This window comes from Nonomuraea phyllanthi (assembly GCF_006334985.2).
GTDB classification, from domain to species: domain Bacteria; phylum Actinomycetota; class Actinomycetes; order Streptosporangiales; family Streptosporangiaceae; genus Nonomuraea; species Nonomuraea phyllanthi.
Genome location: NZ_VDLX02000001.1, coordinates 1037867 through 1050289, shown reverse-complemented (window position 1 = coordinate 1050289; position 12423 = coordinate 1037867). Strand labels below are relative to the sequence as shown.

11 protein-coding genes are annotated in these 12423 nt (G+C 73.5%); 2 read left to right on the top strand and 9 right to left on the bottom strand.

All coding sequences use genetic code 11. The features are described 5' to 3' along the window. Positions 1-80: 80 nt before the first annotated feature. The 9 genes from FH608_RS04905 to FH608_RS04865 all read right to left on the bottom strand — a co-directional run bounded on the left by FH608_RS04905 (position 81) and on the right by FH608_RS04865 (position 9670). Positions 81-752: a polysaccharide deacetylase family protein gene (locus FH608_RS04905; protein ID WP_139628663.1), complete on the bottom strand. Its 672-nt coding sequence runs from the start codon at positions 750-752 to the stop codon at positions 81-83. A gap of 63 nt (positions 753-815) precedes the next feature. Continuing rightward, positions 816-1514, bottom strand: a complete 699-nt coding sequence (locus tag FH608_RS04900) for a class I SAM-dependent methyltransferase (RefSeq protein ID WP_139628661.1) — start codon at positions 1512-1514, stop codon at positions 816-818. Between the two features lie 3 nt (positions 1515-1517). Then, positions 1518-2645, bottom strand: a complete 1128-nt coding sequence (locus FH608_RS04895) for a glycosyltransferase (RefSeq protein WP_139628659.1) — start codon at positions 2643-2645, stop codon at positions 1518-1520. 122 nt (positions 2646-2767) lie between these two features. Then, positions 2768-5143 (bottom strand): hypothetical protein, encoded by a 2376-nt coding sequence (locus FH608_RS04890; RefSeq protein ID WP_139628658.1) that lies wholly within the window; start codon positions 5141-5143, stop codon positions 2768-2770. Continuing rightward, positions 5140-6360, bottom strand: a complete 1221-nt coding sequence (locus FH608_RS04885) for an acyl-CoA reductase (RefSeq protein WP_139628656.1) — start codon at positions 6358-6360, stop codon at positions 5140-5142. Before FH608_RS04885 ends, FH608_RS04890 begins: the two co-directional genes overlap by 4 nt. Further along, positions 6360-7385, bottom strand: a complete 1026-nt coding sequence (locus FH608_RS04880) for a LuxE/PaaK family acyltransferase (protein WP_226898971.1) — start codon at positions 7383-7385, stop codon at positions 6360-6362. The genes FH608_RS04885 and FH608_RS04880 overlap by 1 nt, the downstream gene beginning before the upstream one ends. After that, positions 7382-8689, bottom strand: coding sequence for an AMP-binding protein (locus tag FH608_RS04875; protein ID WP_139628654.1), 1308 nt, complete (start codon positions 8687-8689; stop codon positions 7382-7384). The genes FH608_RS04880 and FH608_RS04875 overlap by 4 nt, the downstream gene beginning before the upstream one ends. Then, positions 8689-9447 (bottom strand): SDR family NAD(P)-dependent oxidoreductase, encoded by a 759-nt coding sequence (locus tag FH608_RS04870; protein WP_139628652.1) that lies wholly within the window; start codon positions 9445-9447, stop codon positions 8689-8691. The genes FH608_RS04875 and FH608_RS04870 overlap by 1 nt, the downstream gene beginning before the upstream one ends. Next, positions 9422-9670 carry an acyl carrier protein gene (locus FH608_RS04865; protein WP_139628650.1) on the bottom strand — a complete coding sequence of 83 codons (249 nt, stop codon included), beginning with the start codon at positions 9668-9670 and terminating at the stop codon, positions 9422-9424. Before FH608_RS04865 ends, FH608_RS04870 begins: the two co-directional genes overlap by 26 nt. A 164-nt stretch (positions 9671-9834) precedes the next feature. Between FH608_RS04865 and FH608_RS04860 the strand changes: the two genes are divergently transcribed. Together FH608_RS04860 and FH608_RS04855 are read left to right on the top strand one after the other, a co-directional pair. Further along, on the top strand, positions 9835-10662 hold the full coding sequence (locus FH608_RS04860; protein ID WP_139628648.1) for a hypothetical protein: 828 nt from the start codon (positions 9835-9837) through the stop codon (positions 10660-10662). 136 nt (positions 10663-10798) lie between these two features. Further along, on the top strand, positions 10799-12415 hold the full coding sequence (locus tag FH608_RS04855) for a methyltransferase domain-containing protein (protein WP_139628646.1): 1617 nt from the start codon (positions 10799-10801) through the stop codon (positions 12413-12415). The last annotated feature ends 8 nt before the right edge of the window (positions 12416-12423 follow it).

Below are 12423 nucleotides of genomic sequence, written 5' to 3'. Positions count from 1 at the left end.
GTGAGGCTAATACTTCGTCTAATACTTGTAAATATCCGACTTGCGGCGACTTGTCCGGATAGGGGCGGGCGGCCTGGGCGTCAGGGGTAGGTGACCCCGGACTTGGGGCCCTTGCCGCGCAGCAGCGTGGGCACCGTGACGAGGTGGTAGCCGCGCTTCTTGAGCTCCTTCAGGATCCCCGGCATGGCGTTGACGGTCGCCGGGACCACGTCGTGCATGAGGATCACGCCGTCGCGCTTGGCCAGCCTGAGCACCGCGGCCCTGATCTTCTTCTCGTCGCGCAGCTTCCAGTCGAGCGTCGTGCCCGTCCACAGCACCTGCGCCAGGTCCACCTGGTCGGCCAGCCCGAGCACGCGGTCGTTCGTCTGCCCGTAGGGAGGACGGAACATCACCGGCCGCAACCCGGTGGCCTTCCGGATCGCGCTCTGCGTGACCTTGAGCTCGTCGAGAATCTCGTCGTCGAGCAGGGCCGGCAGCGAGGCGTGGGACCAGGTGTGGTTGCCGATGGCGTGGCCCTGCGCGAGCGTCCGCCTGGCCACCTCCGGCCGCTCCTCCACCCGCTTGCCCACCAGGAAGAACGTCGCCTTGGCCCCCGCCTTCCGCAAGATCTTGAGCATCGTGGGGGTGTACGGGCCAGGCCCGTCGTCGAACGTCAGCGCCAGGCACTTCACCCGGGCGCAGTCGACCGCCGGGGCCTGGGCGTGCAGCGAGGTCATGGCCAGCGTCGCGGCCAGCAGGGCATGGATCACCACGGCTGCCAGCCTAGGACCGGGGCCCCGGCCGGCGGGTGCCGTCACGTCTCGTTCTGGAAACGCTCACTTCCCCAGCCGGGCACGCAGGAACAGCGTCACGCCCTTGAGCGACTTGACCGGCAGGTACCGCTCCGCGCGCACGACCGCCGACAGGCCCGCGTTCACCAGCGCCGGCATCCTGCGCAGGTCGCTGCCGCTGGAACGCCGCCGGTGCCGGACCACGAGGGGGCGGAGCAGCACGTTCCAGCTCCAGACCCGGTCCACCTCCAGCCCGGCCCGCTCCACCACGACGGTCAGCGCCTCGCGGCCGTAGCGCCGTACGTGCCCGACCGCGTGGTCATGGGCCGACCACAGCGCCATGTCGCACGGCACCGCGATCAGCGCGTACCCGCCCGGCGCCAGCACCCTGGCGATCTCCTCCGCCACGAGGCGGTCCTCGCGCACGTGCTCCAGCACGTCGAACGCGGTCACCAGGTCCAGGCTCCCCGGCTCGAACGGCAGCGCCCGCGCGTCCGCCCGCACCGCCCGGAGCCCCCGCTGCCTGGCCAGCTCGACCGCCGTCGCGCAGGTGTCGGTCGCCGTCGCGTCCCAGCCCTCCTCGACCAGCACCCTGGTGTTGCCGCCGCCCGCGGCGCCGATGTCCAGCGCCCTTCCGGTACGGCCCAGCCCGCGCAGCTCCCTGCGCAGGATGGCCCGCCGCTCGCGGTACCACCAGTGGGTGTCCTCTAGCGCGATCAGGCGGCGGATCTCCGTGGTTTCCATGGGTCATTTCCTCGTGTGGGCCCAGATGGTGAGCAGGCAGTACGCGACGGTGGCGGCGCCTGCCTCCACCGGCCGCCCGGCGGCGGCCGGCAGCGCGAGCACGGCCAGGGCGGTGAGGACGTACTGCGCGAGGAACAGCGGTAGCGCCCGCGTCCGGGCCGCCCGGCTCCGCACGGCCCCGGCGAGCACGAGCGCGCCGAGACAGGTCAGCGCGGGCGGCCAGATCTCCCGCAGCGGCAGGTAGGCGAGCGGGTAGAGCACGATCGGGAGCACGGCGGCCCCCGCTCCCGGCCTCCTGGGGCGGGACACGACCGCGTCCGGATGCGTCGGCGTGGGCTCGGGCCGCGCCACCGCGACGCGGGCCCGGCCCCTCGCCACCGACCAGGCGACCCTGGCCAGCCCCTTCAGGTCGTCGAGCGCCGTCCTGACGATCTCGACCCGGGAGTCCTCGTCCTCGATCCAGTCGACCGGCACCTCGTGCACGCGCAGCCCGTTGTGCTCGGCCAGCAGGAGCAGTTCGGTGTCGAAGAACCAGCCGTCGTCCTCGACCTTGGCCATCAGCGGCCTGACCACGTCGGTCCTGGCCGCCTTGAAGCCGCACTGGGCGTCGCTGAAACGCGCGCCGAAGCCGTGCCTGAGCAGGGCGTTGTAGGCGCGCGAGATCAGCTCGCGGCGCGGCGACCGGCGGGTGCGGGCGCCGTGCGCCAGCCGGGTGCCGATGGCGAGCTCCGCATGGCCGCTCGCCACCGACGCGACCAGCGGGAACAGGGCCCCGAGGCCGGTGGACAGGTCGACGTCCATGTACACCACCACGTCGGCCGGGCTCTCCCGCCAGGCCGCCCGCAGCGCCGCGCCCCTGCCCCGGATATCGAGCCTGCGTACGTGCACCCGCTCGTACTCGGCGGCCAGCGCGCAGGCGACCGGCCAGGTGGCGTCGGTGCTGCCGTTGTCGACGATCGTGATGCGCCACGGCAGCGGGAAACCGTCGTCCAGGAACCGGGCCAGCGTGCGCACGCAGCCGGGCAGGGCGCGCTGCTCGTTGAGCACGGGGATGACGATGTCGACGCTGGCGAGCCCGGTGGCGACCGCGACGACGCCGGGGCTCGGCTCCATGATGGCGCGCGTGTCCATGTCCCTGGTCCTGATCCCTGGTCGCTGGTGTCGGTGGCCGTACGTCCAGGGACATGATCGTGGGGGCGTCCAGCGCGGCGCGTGGCCGTTTCTCCTCACCGTGCCGTGAGCAGAGGAGGTCTTTACCCGATGCGGTAGACGGAGAAATGCGAGTTCCGAAACTGCAGCCGGGCGAACTTCCCCAGCTCCGGATTTATCCCGGTGAAGAGCCATTTGACGCCGTATTTCTGGGAGAGGTGCTGCACGTTCCGCGCCGAGGGCGCCCGGAAGGTCGCGTCGTTCGCCGCCAGCCGCGCCTGGTCCGCGAACGGTACCCGCAGGTACGGCGACACGAACAGCTCCGCCCGCGACAGCGTGCTCTCGGCGTACGCCCAGCCCTCCACCAGCACGCGCCGCTCGGTCAGCCCCGCCACCCAGTAGTGCCTGCTGTCGCACCCGGGCACCTGGACGGGGCGGCAGTGCAGGTCGGTGGCCACCACGTCGCCGGGCGCGGAGTGCCCGCGCAACCACCGCGCCGCGCGTACCGCCCCCGGCGGGATCTCCACCAGGCGGCCCCCGTGCTCGGGCGCGACGCGCAGCGCCGCCTCCCGGACGGACGCCGGCACCGCGAACCCCGCCACCATCGCCACCACCGCCACCCCGGCCCGGCCCCGCCGCGACACCACCGGACCGGCCTGCACGACCCCACCGGCCCGCCCCCACCTCACAGGAACGGCCCGCGTGGTCCCACCGGCCCGCCGCCACCCCACGGGAGCGGCCCGCGCGGTCCTACCGGCCCGCCGCCACCTCACGGGAGCGGCCCGCGTGGTCCTACCGGCCCGCCGCCACAGCAGCAGCGCCGCGACGGCTGAGGCCCCGAGCAGCGCGTACGGCGTGACCACCCGCACCAGCACGCCCCCGGGCACCTCGACCCGCGCGGCCAGCAGCGCGATCACCGCGCCGGCCCCCGCCATGGCGACCGGCGACCTCCACGGCACGCGCCGCCCGGCCACCCCGCACACGGCCGCGACCGACAGGTAGGGCCGCACGCTCTCCAGGAAGTACAGCTGCGAGCTCGCCGGATGCCCGAGCAGCACCGCCGCTCCCACCCCGGCCGCCCCCATCCCGAGCAGCAGCGACATGGACGGCTCCAGCACCCGCCGCCCCAGCCCCGCCACCCCGCCCCACACGCAGGCCAGGCAGAACAGATGGACGCAGGTCAGCACCGCGAGCGGCGCCACCGGCACGGCCGCCAGTCCCGGCTCACCGACGCCCGCCACCGCCCCCCACAGCACCCGCATCGCCGCGAACGGCGCCACCACCGTCCCCTGAGACCCTCGCCCGAACACCACGACCTGCGCGATCACCAGGCACACCAGCGCGACCCCCGCCACGCATACCCAGTCGGCCCGCAACCGGCGCTCCACCACCCACCGCACGGCCACCACGACCACCGCCCCCGCGAGCAGCAGCGGCAGGAACGTGGCCTTCGCCCCGGTCAACGCCACCAGCAGCACGACCAGCGCCACCCACCCGCGCCCGAGCCACCCTCGCCCCAGCCGCCCGCGCGTCAGCAGCAGCACCACCGGAGCGAACAGCAGCGCCCCGAACGTCTGCGTCGGGCTCGCCCACGCGGTGAACATCGACCGCGACGTGAAGTCCGCGCCCTCCCGCAGCGCCGGGCTGAGCAGGAAGTACGTGACCCCCACGGCCGCCACCCCGGCACCCCACCGCCCGCCCAGCTGCCGCCCCACCACCGCGACCAGCACGACCATGGCCGCCATCATCGGCAGCGTGGACAGCCGGTAGACCAGCGTCACCGGCTCGATCCCGGTCACCCAGCTCGTCGCCGCCATCTCGGCGTGGACGAACCAGTGGTAGGACAGCGGCTCGCCCAGCACGGACGGCAGCGTGGGCGGCACGTGATGCCGTACCTCGCCGACCAGCGCCAGGTGGTAGGGCATGTCCACGTACGAGCGGGAGATCGGCACCCGGTAGAGGTGGAGCGCGCTCCACGCGATGAGGTACGCCACGACGGCCGCCAGCGCCCACGCGCACCACGCGGGCATCCGCTCGGCAACCGCGCCGCCGATCGCATGCCCGCCCGCCGATCGCACAGCGGCCGGGCCGCCCCGCCAGTGCCGGCGCAGCCCCGGCACGAAGGCGAACGCGCCGAGCACCCCCGCGGGCATGACCAGCACGAGCAGCGGCGCGCCGAGCGCCCGGGCCGGGAGGTAGGCAAGGACCTCCAGCGCGTACCCGAACGCCAGCCCCGCCGCGACGTCCTCGGCCCGCGACCGGCCGCCGCCCGCCAGCGCCCGCCACAGCAGCGTGCCCGGCAGCGCCACCTCGATCCCGATATAGGCCGTGAAAGCCGCCAGATCACGCGCGGACACCCCGCACCACAGGAACACCACCACCGCGCCGGCGCCCACGATCACCGCGGGCAGCCCGCCGCGACCTCGCCGGTGGGACGCCGGCAGCCGGGCGAACGCGTTCGCGGGCGGCGCGAGCGTCATCTGATGACGGTCACCAGCCGCGTGAACTCGGCGGGAAGGTCGAACCCGTCCCACACGCGGTGGAAGCTCAGCGCGCTCCCGACCGGCACCATGCGATCGACCCCGCGCCCGGCCAGCCCTCTCGCCAGCTCCCTCAGCTCGTCGCCGCCGAACCCGAAGTGCGTCATCGTCTGGTCGCGCCGCTCCACCAGGGGGACCAGCTCCGCCAGCGAGCCGAGCCTGGCGTGCGCGAACGTCCCGGCCCCCAGCCACCGCCGCGGCGCCGCGGCGGCCGCCGCCAGCGTCACGTTGGCCAGCGCGTTGCCCCGGAACTCGACGCTCTCCGCCAGCCCGTCGGCGGCCAGGCCGTAGGTGGAGACCCGCTTCTCCACGGCCATCGCCGCGTCGACCCCCCACCCGCGCACGGCGACCACCCGCGCCACGTGCTCGCAGAAGTCGGCCCTCGCCGCGTCGCAGTCGCCCTCCGCGCCCACCCAGAACACGGTCCTGGGCGAGGAGCAGGCGGCCTGGTCGAACCAGTAGGTGTCGGTCACGAACCCCTCGGCCACGGTGACCCGCGCGGCCCTCGGCGCGCACAGCCAGGCCGCCGCGCGGACCACGGCGAACGAGGAGCGGTCGGGGAAGACCAGGTCGCGGGCGTGCGGGGCGAGCGGGTGGCGCCGCAGCTCGCCCACGGTGACGTCGCCGCCCCACACCACGCGCAGGTCACAGGCGGCGGAGAGCGCGGCCGTGATGCCGTCGCTGCGCCCGTAGGAGACGATGCGCTGGGTGGCCGCGATGACGGGATCGGCGCCGGTCAGCGCCTCGTGCAGGGTCTCCAGGATGACCTCGGCGACCGCGCCGGAGCGCGGCGACAGGCGCACGACGTTGCGGTTGCCCATCAACGCCGACAGGGCCCAGGAGTAGACGAAGACGGTGTCGACGTTCGCGGGTGGGATGTGGAAGACCAGACCGCGCGGCACGCGTACGTGCTCGGTGCCGAGACCCTCGACCGTGCGGGCCAGCTCGCTGGGGCGCAGGAAGAAGCCGAGCGAGCCCAGCTCCGGGTGGCGGCGCGCCAGCGCCGGCCGCAGCAGCCGCCGGCCGAAGGCGGCGAGGAACTCGCGCACCCGCTCGTCGCCCACGTCGAGCCCGCCGCCCAGCTCGCCGAGCAGCCCGTCGACGGGGACGTGGCCCGTGGCGGGGAAGCGGACGTCGAGCTTCGGGTCGTCCAGCATCAGGCCCGCCCCATGGTGTCGCTGCAGCCGCGCGCCTCGGCCCTGGGCAGCCTGCCCAGCACCTCGAACCGCTTGCCCGGCCAGCACCCGTCGTCGACGCCGCGCACCACGCCGAGGTCCTCGGTCAGCAGCACGTGGCCGGGGTAGGAGGTGGGCAGCGTGCTCACCACCTCGATCAGCCCCGGCTCGCCGGTCGGCGCCTCCTGCCAGGTCTCCGGATCCCGGATCACGACATCGGCGAAATCGGGGCAGTAAAGGCCGTCGCCGTCGGGGCCCTCCAGGAAGATCGTGCCGATCTGCTCCACCATCCCGTAGAAGTTGTGCACCCGGGTCAGCCCGCACTCGGCCGCCAGCCGCCCGCGGAACTCGGCGTTGCCGACCGCCTGCTCGGCCAGCCGCTTCCAGCCGCCGGAGTGGACGAGCACCCCCTGCGACAGGTCGGCGCCCAGGCCGAGCAGGTGCTGCCAGACCATGAACGTGAACCCGAAGACCAGGAACCGCCCGCCGCCGTGGCGTGCCAGGAACCCCTTGACCGCCTCCGCGTCCACCCGCCCCTGCTCGTCGAGCACGAACGTGTGGTCCCTGCCGAAGTTCATCATCCCGAGCACGCCCGCGCCCCTCGCGCTCAGCGTGGGGTCGCGCACGACGGAGCGGGTGTCCACCACCAGCATCGGCAGCCGCCGCTCGCCGAGCACCTCCCGGAGCGTGGCGGCCAGCATCCGGGGCTGCGCCGCCGCCGCCTCCCGATCGAGGTAGACCCGGCTGGGCCGCTGCCCGGTGGTGCCGCTGGAGGTCAGCACCCTGAACACCTGGTCCTCGCGTACGCTGCGCAACTCGTGCGTCTTGAACAGCCGCACGGGCAGCCACGGCAGATCGGCGAGCCGCGCGTAGGGGGGCTCGGCGCCGATGGCGTCAAGGATCCTGCGGTACGGGGGACACGCCTGCCGATGCCGCTCGGTCAGCGCCGCCAGCTCCCGCACCAGCGCCACCTCCCGCTCGGCCTCCCCCATCCTGAACACACTCACGCGCGCGACTCCAGGGCGCGGTAGTCGACCTTGCCGGTGGCCAGCAGGGGCAGGCTGTCGATGCCGCGCACGTCGAACCCGCTCCAGTGGACCCGCAGCTCGGCCCCCAGCCGGCGGGCCAGGCCCGCGCAGCCGGCAGCGTCGAGACCCTCGGCCCACACCGTCACCCGGTCGTCGCCGCTGGTGGCCGCCACCGGGACGGAGCCGCGCAGCAGGCGCTCCACGTCGTCGAGGTTGACCCGGACGCCGAAGATCTTGGCGATCCGCTTGAGCCGCCCCGTGATGTGGAGGAACCCCTCGGAGTCGAGCCGGCCCAGGTCGCCGGTGCGCAGCACGCCACCCAGGTCGTCGCCCCTGGCCAGGTCGGCGGCCGTCTCGGCGTAGCCCATCATGACGTTGGGCCCGTGGTAGACGATCTCGCCGTCGTCGATCTCCAGCCGCCCGCCGGGGACGGCCAGCCCGGCACAGCCCGGCTTGTCGGCCAGCCGGTCGGGCGGCAGGACGGCGATGCGGGCCGTCGCCTCCGTCTGCCCGTACATCACGAAGAACCGGTCGGCCTGCGCGGCGAACTCCGTGACCAGCTCGGGCCCGAGCCGCCCCCCGGCCTGGGTGAGGGTGGCGAGCGTCGGGTGCTCGGAGCGGTCGTAGCGCAGCCGCCGCAGCATCTCGTACTGGTAGGGGACCGCGGCCAGTGACGTGCACCCGTGCGCGTCGAGGTGGGTCCAGAACGACCGCTCCAGCAGCCCCGCCTCGGTCAGCATCACGCCGGCCCCCGCCACGAGATGGCTGTTGAGCACCGACAGCCCGTAGCTGTAGTGGAGCGGCAGGCTGGTAGGCGCGAGCTCGCCAGGGGTGATGGACAGCGCCGTGGCGATGGCGGAGGCGTTGGCCAGCACGGCCTGGCGCGACAGGCGGACGAGCTTGGGGTTGCCGGTCGAGCCGGAGGTGGCGAGGAGCACGGCCAGGTCGGGATGCGGCGGCGGCGCGTCGCGGCGCGCCGGGGGCGAGCCGTCGGCGGCGTGGGTGAACCCGAGCAGCGCCGCCGGCCGGAACCGGCCCACCAGCTCGGCCAGCGCCCCCGGCGTCAGGTCGGGGTCGAGCAGCGCGACCGGCCGCCCGGACCGCCACGCGGCGAGATAGCGCAGGACCGACGTGAGGTTGTTGCGCATGCCGCAGAACAGCGGGCCGGGCCGCAGCCGGGCCAGCGCCTCGGCGGTGCGGGCGACGTGATGGGCCAGCTCGTCGCCGCGGAGACCGGGCGGCTCGCCCGCGACGACGAGGCGGGCCTGCGGGTGCGGGAACATCACGACACCAGCCCGCCGTCCACTCCGAGGACCTGGCCGGTGATGAAGGAGGCGCTGGAGGAGAGCAGGAACGCCACGGCGAGGGCGACGTCGGCGGGCGTGCCGAGCCGGCCCAGCGGGGTCGCGGCGACGGTGGCCGCGCGGGCGTCCTCGCCGAGCGAGGCCAGCATGCCGGTCTCGATGTAGCCGGGGGCCACGGCGTTGACCCGGATCCCGGTGGGCCCCAGCTCCTTGGCCGCCGCCAGGGTGAGGCCGATCATGGACGCCTTGGTGGCGGAGTAGACCGCCTGGCCCGCGCCGCCCAGGCGGCCCATCATCGAGGAGACCAGCACCACGGCCGGGCAGGTGCCCCGGCGCAGCAGCCTGAGCGAGGACTGCAGGGTGTAGGCGGCGCCCGCCGCGTTGACCTGGAAGAGCCGGTCGATCGTGTCGTGGTGGGTCAGGCCGAGCGGGGCGGCGGCGTGGATGCCGGCGTTGATCACGAGCGCGTCGAGGCGGCCGTGCCGCTGGTAGATCCGCCGCATCACGGCTGAGACAGCCGCGGCGTCGCCCACGTCGCAGGCCACCGAGTCGGTGAGCCCGCCGGTCTGCTCGGCCACCTCGGCGGCGGCCTTGGCCGCCCGCTCCTCGTCGCGGCCGTGGAGCACGACGTCGTGGCCGGTCGCGGCCAGTGTGGCGGCGACGGCCCGGCCGATGCCCGCCGTGGACCCGGTGACGAGGACGACTCTGGGCTCAGATGGCGGCGGCGCCGATGCCATGCTTCTCCAGCAGCCCGGCCGCCTTGGCGAACGAGCTCATGTCGATCATCTCGTCGGTGTCGATCATGACGGAGAACTCGTCCTCCATCGCGGCGATCAAGGCCATGTGGGCCAGGGAGTCCCACTGGGGGATCGCGCGGTATTCGAGCCCGTCGACGTCGGCGCCGGCCGGGAGATTGAGCGCGCTGCGGAAGACGGCCCGCAGGCGGTCGACATGATTCATGATCACTCACCCTTTGTCGTCAAGCCACGACGTAGTGTAGCCGTAATTGTCGAGCGAGGAGAAACCAAGGCCCCGTCCCGGGTAATGGAAGCGTATAACGGCGAGTGGCGCCCCTTGGCGGCTGGGAATGTCGGACGGACACGGTCCACCGTACGGGGGGAATGATGGACGAATCCAATCACTGGTACGGGCACTCCCGCATACTCAGCAAATACTGCGGCCTGTCGGAGGAATCGCCGAAACGCATCCAAGGTTTCCTTCAGCACGGATGGAACTATCTCCACGGATTTCCACCCAACGACCACTGGTGCAGCCCCGGCTACCCCCGTTTCGTCTGGTCGGACGTGCTGCGCCGCCGCGGCTGGTCCATGGGCCGCCGGGGACACTACCTCATCGGCGCCCCGTGGATTTACCTTCTTCACCTTGAGCCGGAACTGGGCGTGGTACCCGAGCGCAAGGGTACGATCTGGTATCCCTTTCATGGCTGGGAAAAGCACTCCGTCACCGGCGACCACGCCCGGCTGGCCGACGAAATCCGAAATGTCGAGACCGGTCCGGTCACGGTCTGCCTTTACTGGCTGGAATTCGCGAACCCGGACATCCGGCGGGCGTACGAATCGAGGGGGTTCCGGGTCATCTGCCATGGCGAGCGCGGCTCCCGCTGGGAGGGGAAAGGGCGCGACTTCCTGCGCAAGCAGCTGGTCCAGTTGCGGCGCCACCGCAGGGTGGCCTCCAACCGGCTCGGCAGCGCGCTGTTCTACGGCGCCTCCGTGGGCTGCGAGGTGGCCGTGTACGGCGATCCGATGCAGTTCGAGGACGAGCGCCCCGAGTACGGCGGGACGGCGCGCCGCATGCGGCTCTGGCCCGAGCTGCACGGCACCCACGTCGACAGCGGGCTGGCGGCGGAGGTGGCCCGGCGCGAGCTGGGGTTCGACTATCAGGCGACACCGGAGGAGCTGGTGCGGATGTTCGGATGGAAACGGGTGCGGTGACGAGTCGGTGCGATCCGTGTGAGGCGGGCGCGATGGCTTTCACGCGATCTGTATGAGGCGGGGGCGACTTCGATGAAGCGGGTGCGATCTGTATGAACGGGGCGTTCGAGAACGTCTGGGAACGGATGTGGTGCGGGTGAACGAGGCGCCCGAGAACGTCCGGTTGATCGGCGGGGAGATGCTGCTGTGGTCCGACATGTCCACCATGGGTGGCGTCACGGACTGGCGCGGCGCGGCGTTCGAGCTGATCGCGCGGCTCATCCCGGCGAGCGGCCGGGTGCTGCTGGTCGGCCCGCATCCGCAGATGCTGGTGGACGAGGTCGTCGAGCGCGCGCCGTCCGCCGCCGTGCTCCTGCGCTCCTATCCCGACGCCTGCGCCCTGGGCGAGCGGCACCCGGGGCTGGCGGTCTTCTGCGGGCGGCTGGAGGTCTTCGAGGCCGAGGAGCCGTACGACCTGGTGCTGGCGCTCGACGGGCTGCTGCGCACCCACTCGGCCGAGGCGCCCGCGGCGGCCTGGCGCGAGTCGCTGGGGGCGCTGGCGGGGCTGCTCGCGCCCGGCGGGCGGCTGGTCCTCGGCGTACGCAACGACCTGGGCGTCGACCGCTTCCTGGAGGCCAGGCCCGCGGACCGGGAGGGCGGCGACGACCAGTGGGCGCCGCACGGCTTCGACCCGAGCTACCCCAGCGGGCCGGCGGCGCTCGACCGGGGTCTGGAGGCGGCGGGCCTGAGCGTGCGGCGCTGCTACGCGGCCTATCCGGGCAGGCAGGCGCCCCGGGCGCTGCTGTCCAGGGAGGCGCTGGCGGCCGAGCTGCCCGACGCGCTCACGTTCCCGCTGAGCGCGCGCGGCGGCGACCGCATGCTGGTGGCCGACCCGCTCCAGCTGACGCGCCTGGTGTTCCGGCACCGTCTGGGGGAGGAGCTGGCCCCGCTCTGGCTGGCCGTGGCCACCCGCCCCGCGCCTGAGGGGCGAGAGAGGCAAGACGGGCTGCGGGGTGACGAGCTGCCGTACGGGCTGGTCGAGGAGGGCGCCCTGCTGTACGAGCTCACCCCCGACGGCTCCAAGCGGTTCCCCGACGGCGAGGAGCGCCCGATCCCGGCGGGCCGGGTCGTGGAGGAGATCCTCGTCGAGGCGTGCGCCCGCGAGGACGTCAAGACCGTACGCGAGCTGCTGGAAGAGCTGGCCGGCTGGCTGGAGTCCGGCGGCGACGTGTCGGCGGCGACCGACAGCCTGGTCTACGACGGGGAGCGGTTCGCGGCCATCAGCCCCACGGCGGGCCCGTCCACGCCGCCGGGGCCGAAGGTGGTCCTGTGCAGGATCCTGTGGCGGTTCGCGGTCAGGCTGCTGGCGGCCGGTCACCATCACCCGTGGCCGTGGCCGCTGGAGGCCGACCAGCTGACGCTGACCCTGTGCGGGATGGCCGGCCGGCCGTGCGACCAGGGCGACCTCGACCGCGCCCGCAAGCTGGACGCCGAGCTGGGCTGCCCCGCCGACGAGCACGCCCCCACGTACCGCGACCTGCTCGGCGCCCGCGACCGCCTGGCCGACCAGCTCACCGCGGCCCTGGCCAGGATCTCCCGCCTGGAGACCAAGCTCTCCTACCGCGAGCGCGAGCTGGTCAGGTCGAAGGCCAAGCTGCGCAGGACCCAGCGCAGGGCCTCCGCCTACCGCAGGACGCTCGGCTACCGCCTCTCCCGCCGCCTGGCCAGCCCCCGCAAGGTCGCCCGCCGGGTCATCCGCCTGCTGTCCGGATGAAACCGCGC

What these genes read in the sequence shown, in the direction of transcription:
- FH608_RS04875 (WP_139628654.1), bottom strand. Translation starts at nt 8,689, where the DNA reads ATGTTCCCGCACCCGCAGGCCCGCCTCGTCGTCGCGGGCGAGCCGCCC.
- FH608_RS04865 (WP_139628650.1), bottom strand. Translation starts at nt 9,670, where the DNA reads ATGAATCATGTCGACCGCCTGCGGGCCGTCTTCCGCAGCGCGCTCAAT.
- FH608_RS04870 (WP_139628652.1), bottom strand. Translation starts at nt 9,447, where the DNA reads ATGGCATCGGCGCCGCCGCCATCTGAGCCCAGAGTCGTCCTCGTCACC.
- FH608_RS04900 (WP_139628661.1), bottom strand. Translation starts at nt 1,514, where the DNA reads ATGGAAACCACGGAGATCCGCCGCCTGATCGCGCTAGAGGACACCCAC.
- FH608_RS04860 (WP_139628648.1), top strand. Translation starts at nt 9,835, where the DNA reads ATGGACGAATCCAATCACTGGTACGGGCACTCCCGCATACTCAGCAAA.
- FH608_RS04885 (WP_139628656.1), bottom strand. Translation starts at nt 6,360, where the DNA reads ATGCTGGACGACCCGAAGCTCGACGTCCGCTTCCCCGCCACGGGCCAC.
- FH608_RS04890 (WP_139628658.1), bottom strand. Translation starts at nt 5,143, where the DNA reads ATGACGCTCGCGCCGCCCGCGAACGCGTTCGCCCGGCTGCCGGCGTCC.
- FH608_RS04895 (WP_139628659.1), bottom strand. Translation starts at nt 2,645, where the DNA reads ATGGACACGCGCGCCATCATGGAGCCGAGCCCCGGCGTCGTCGCGGTC.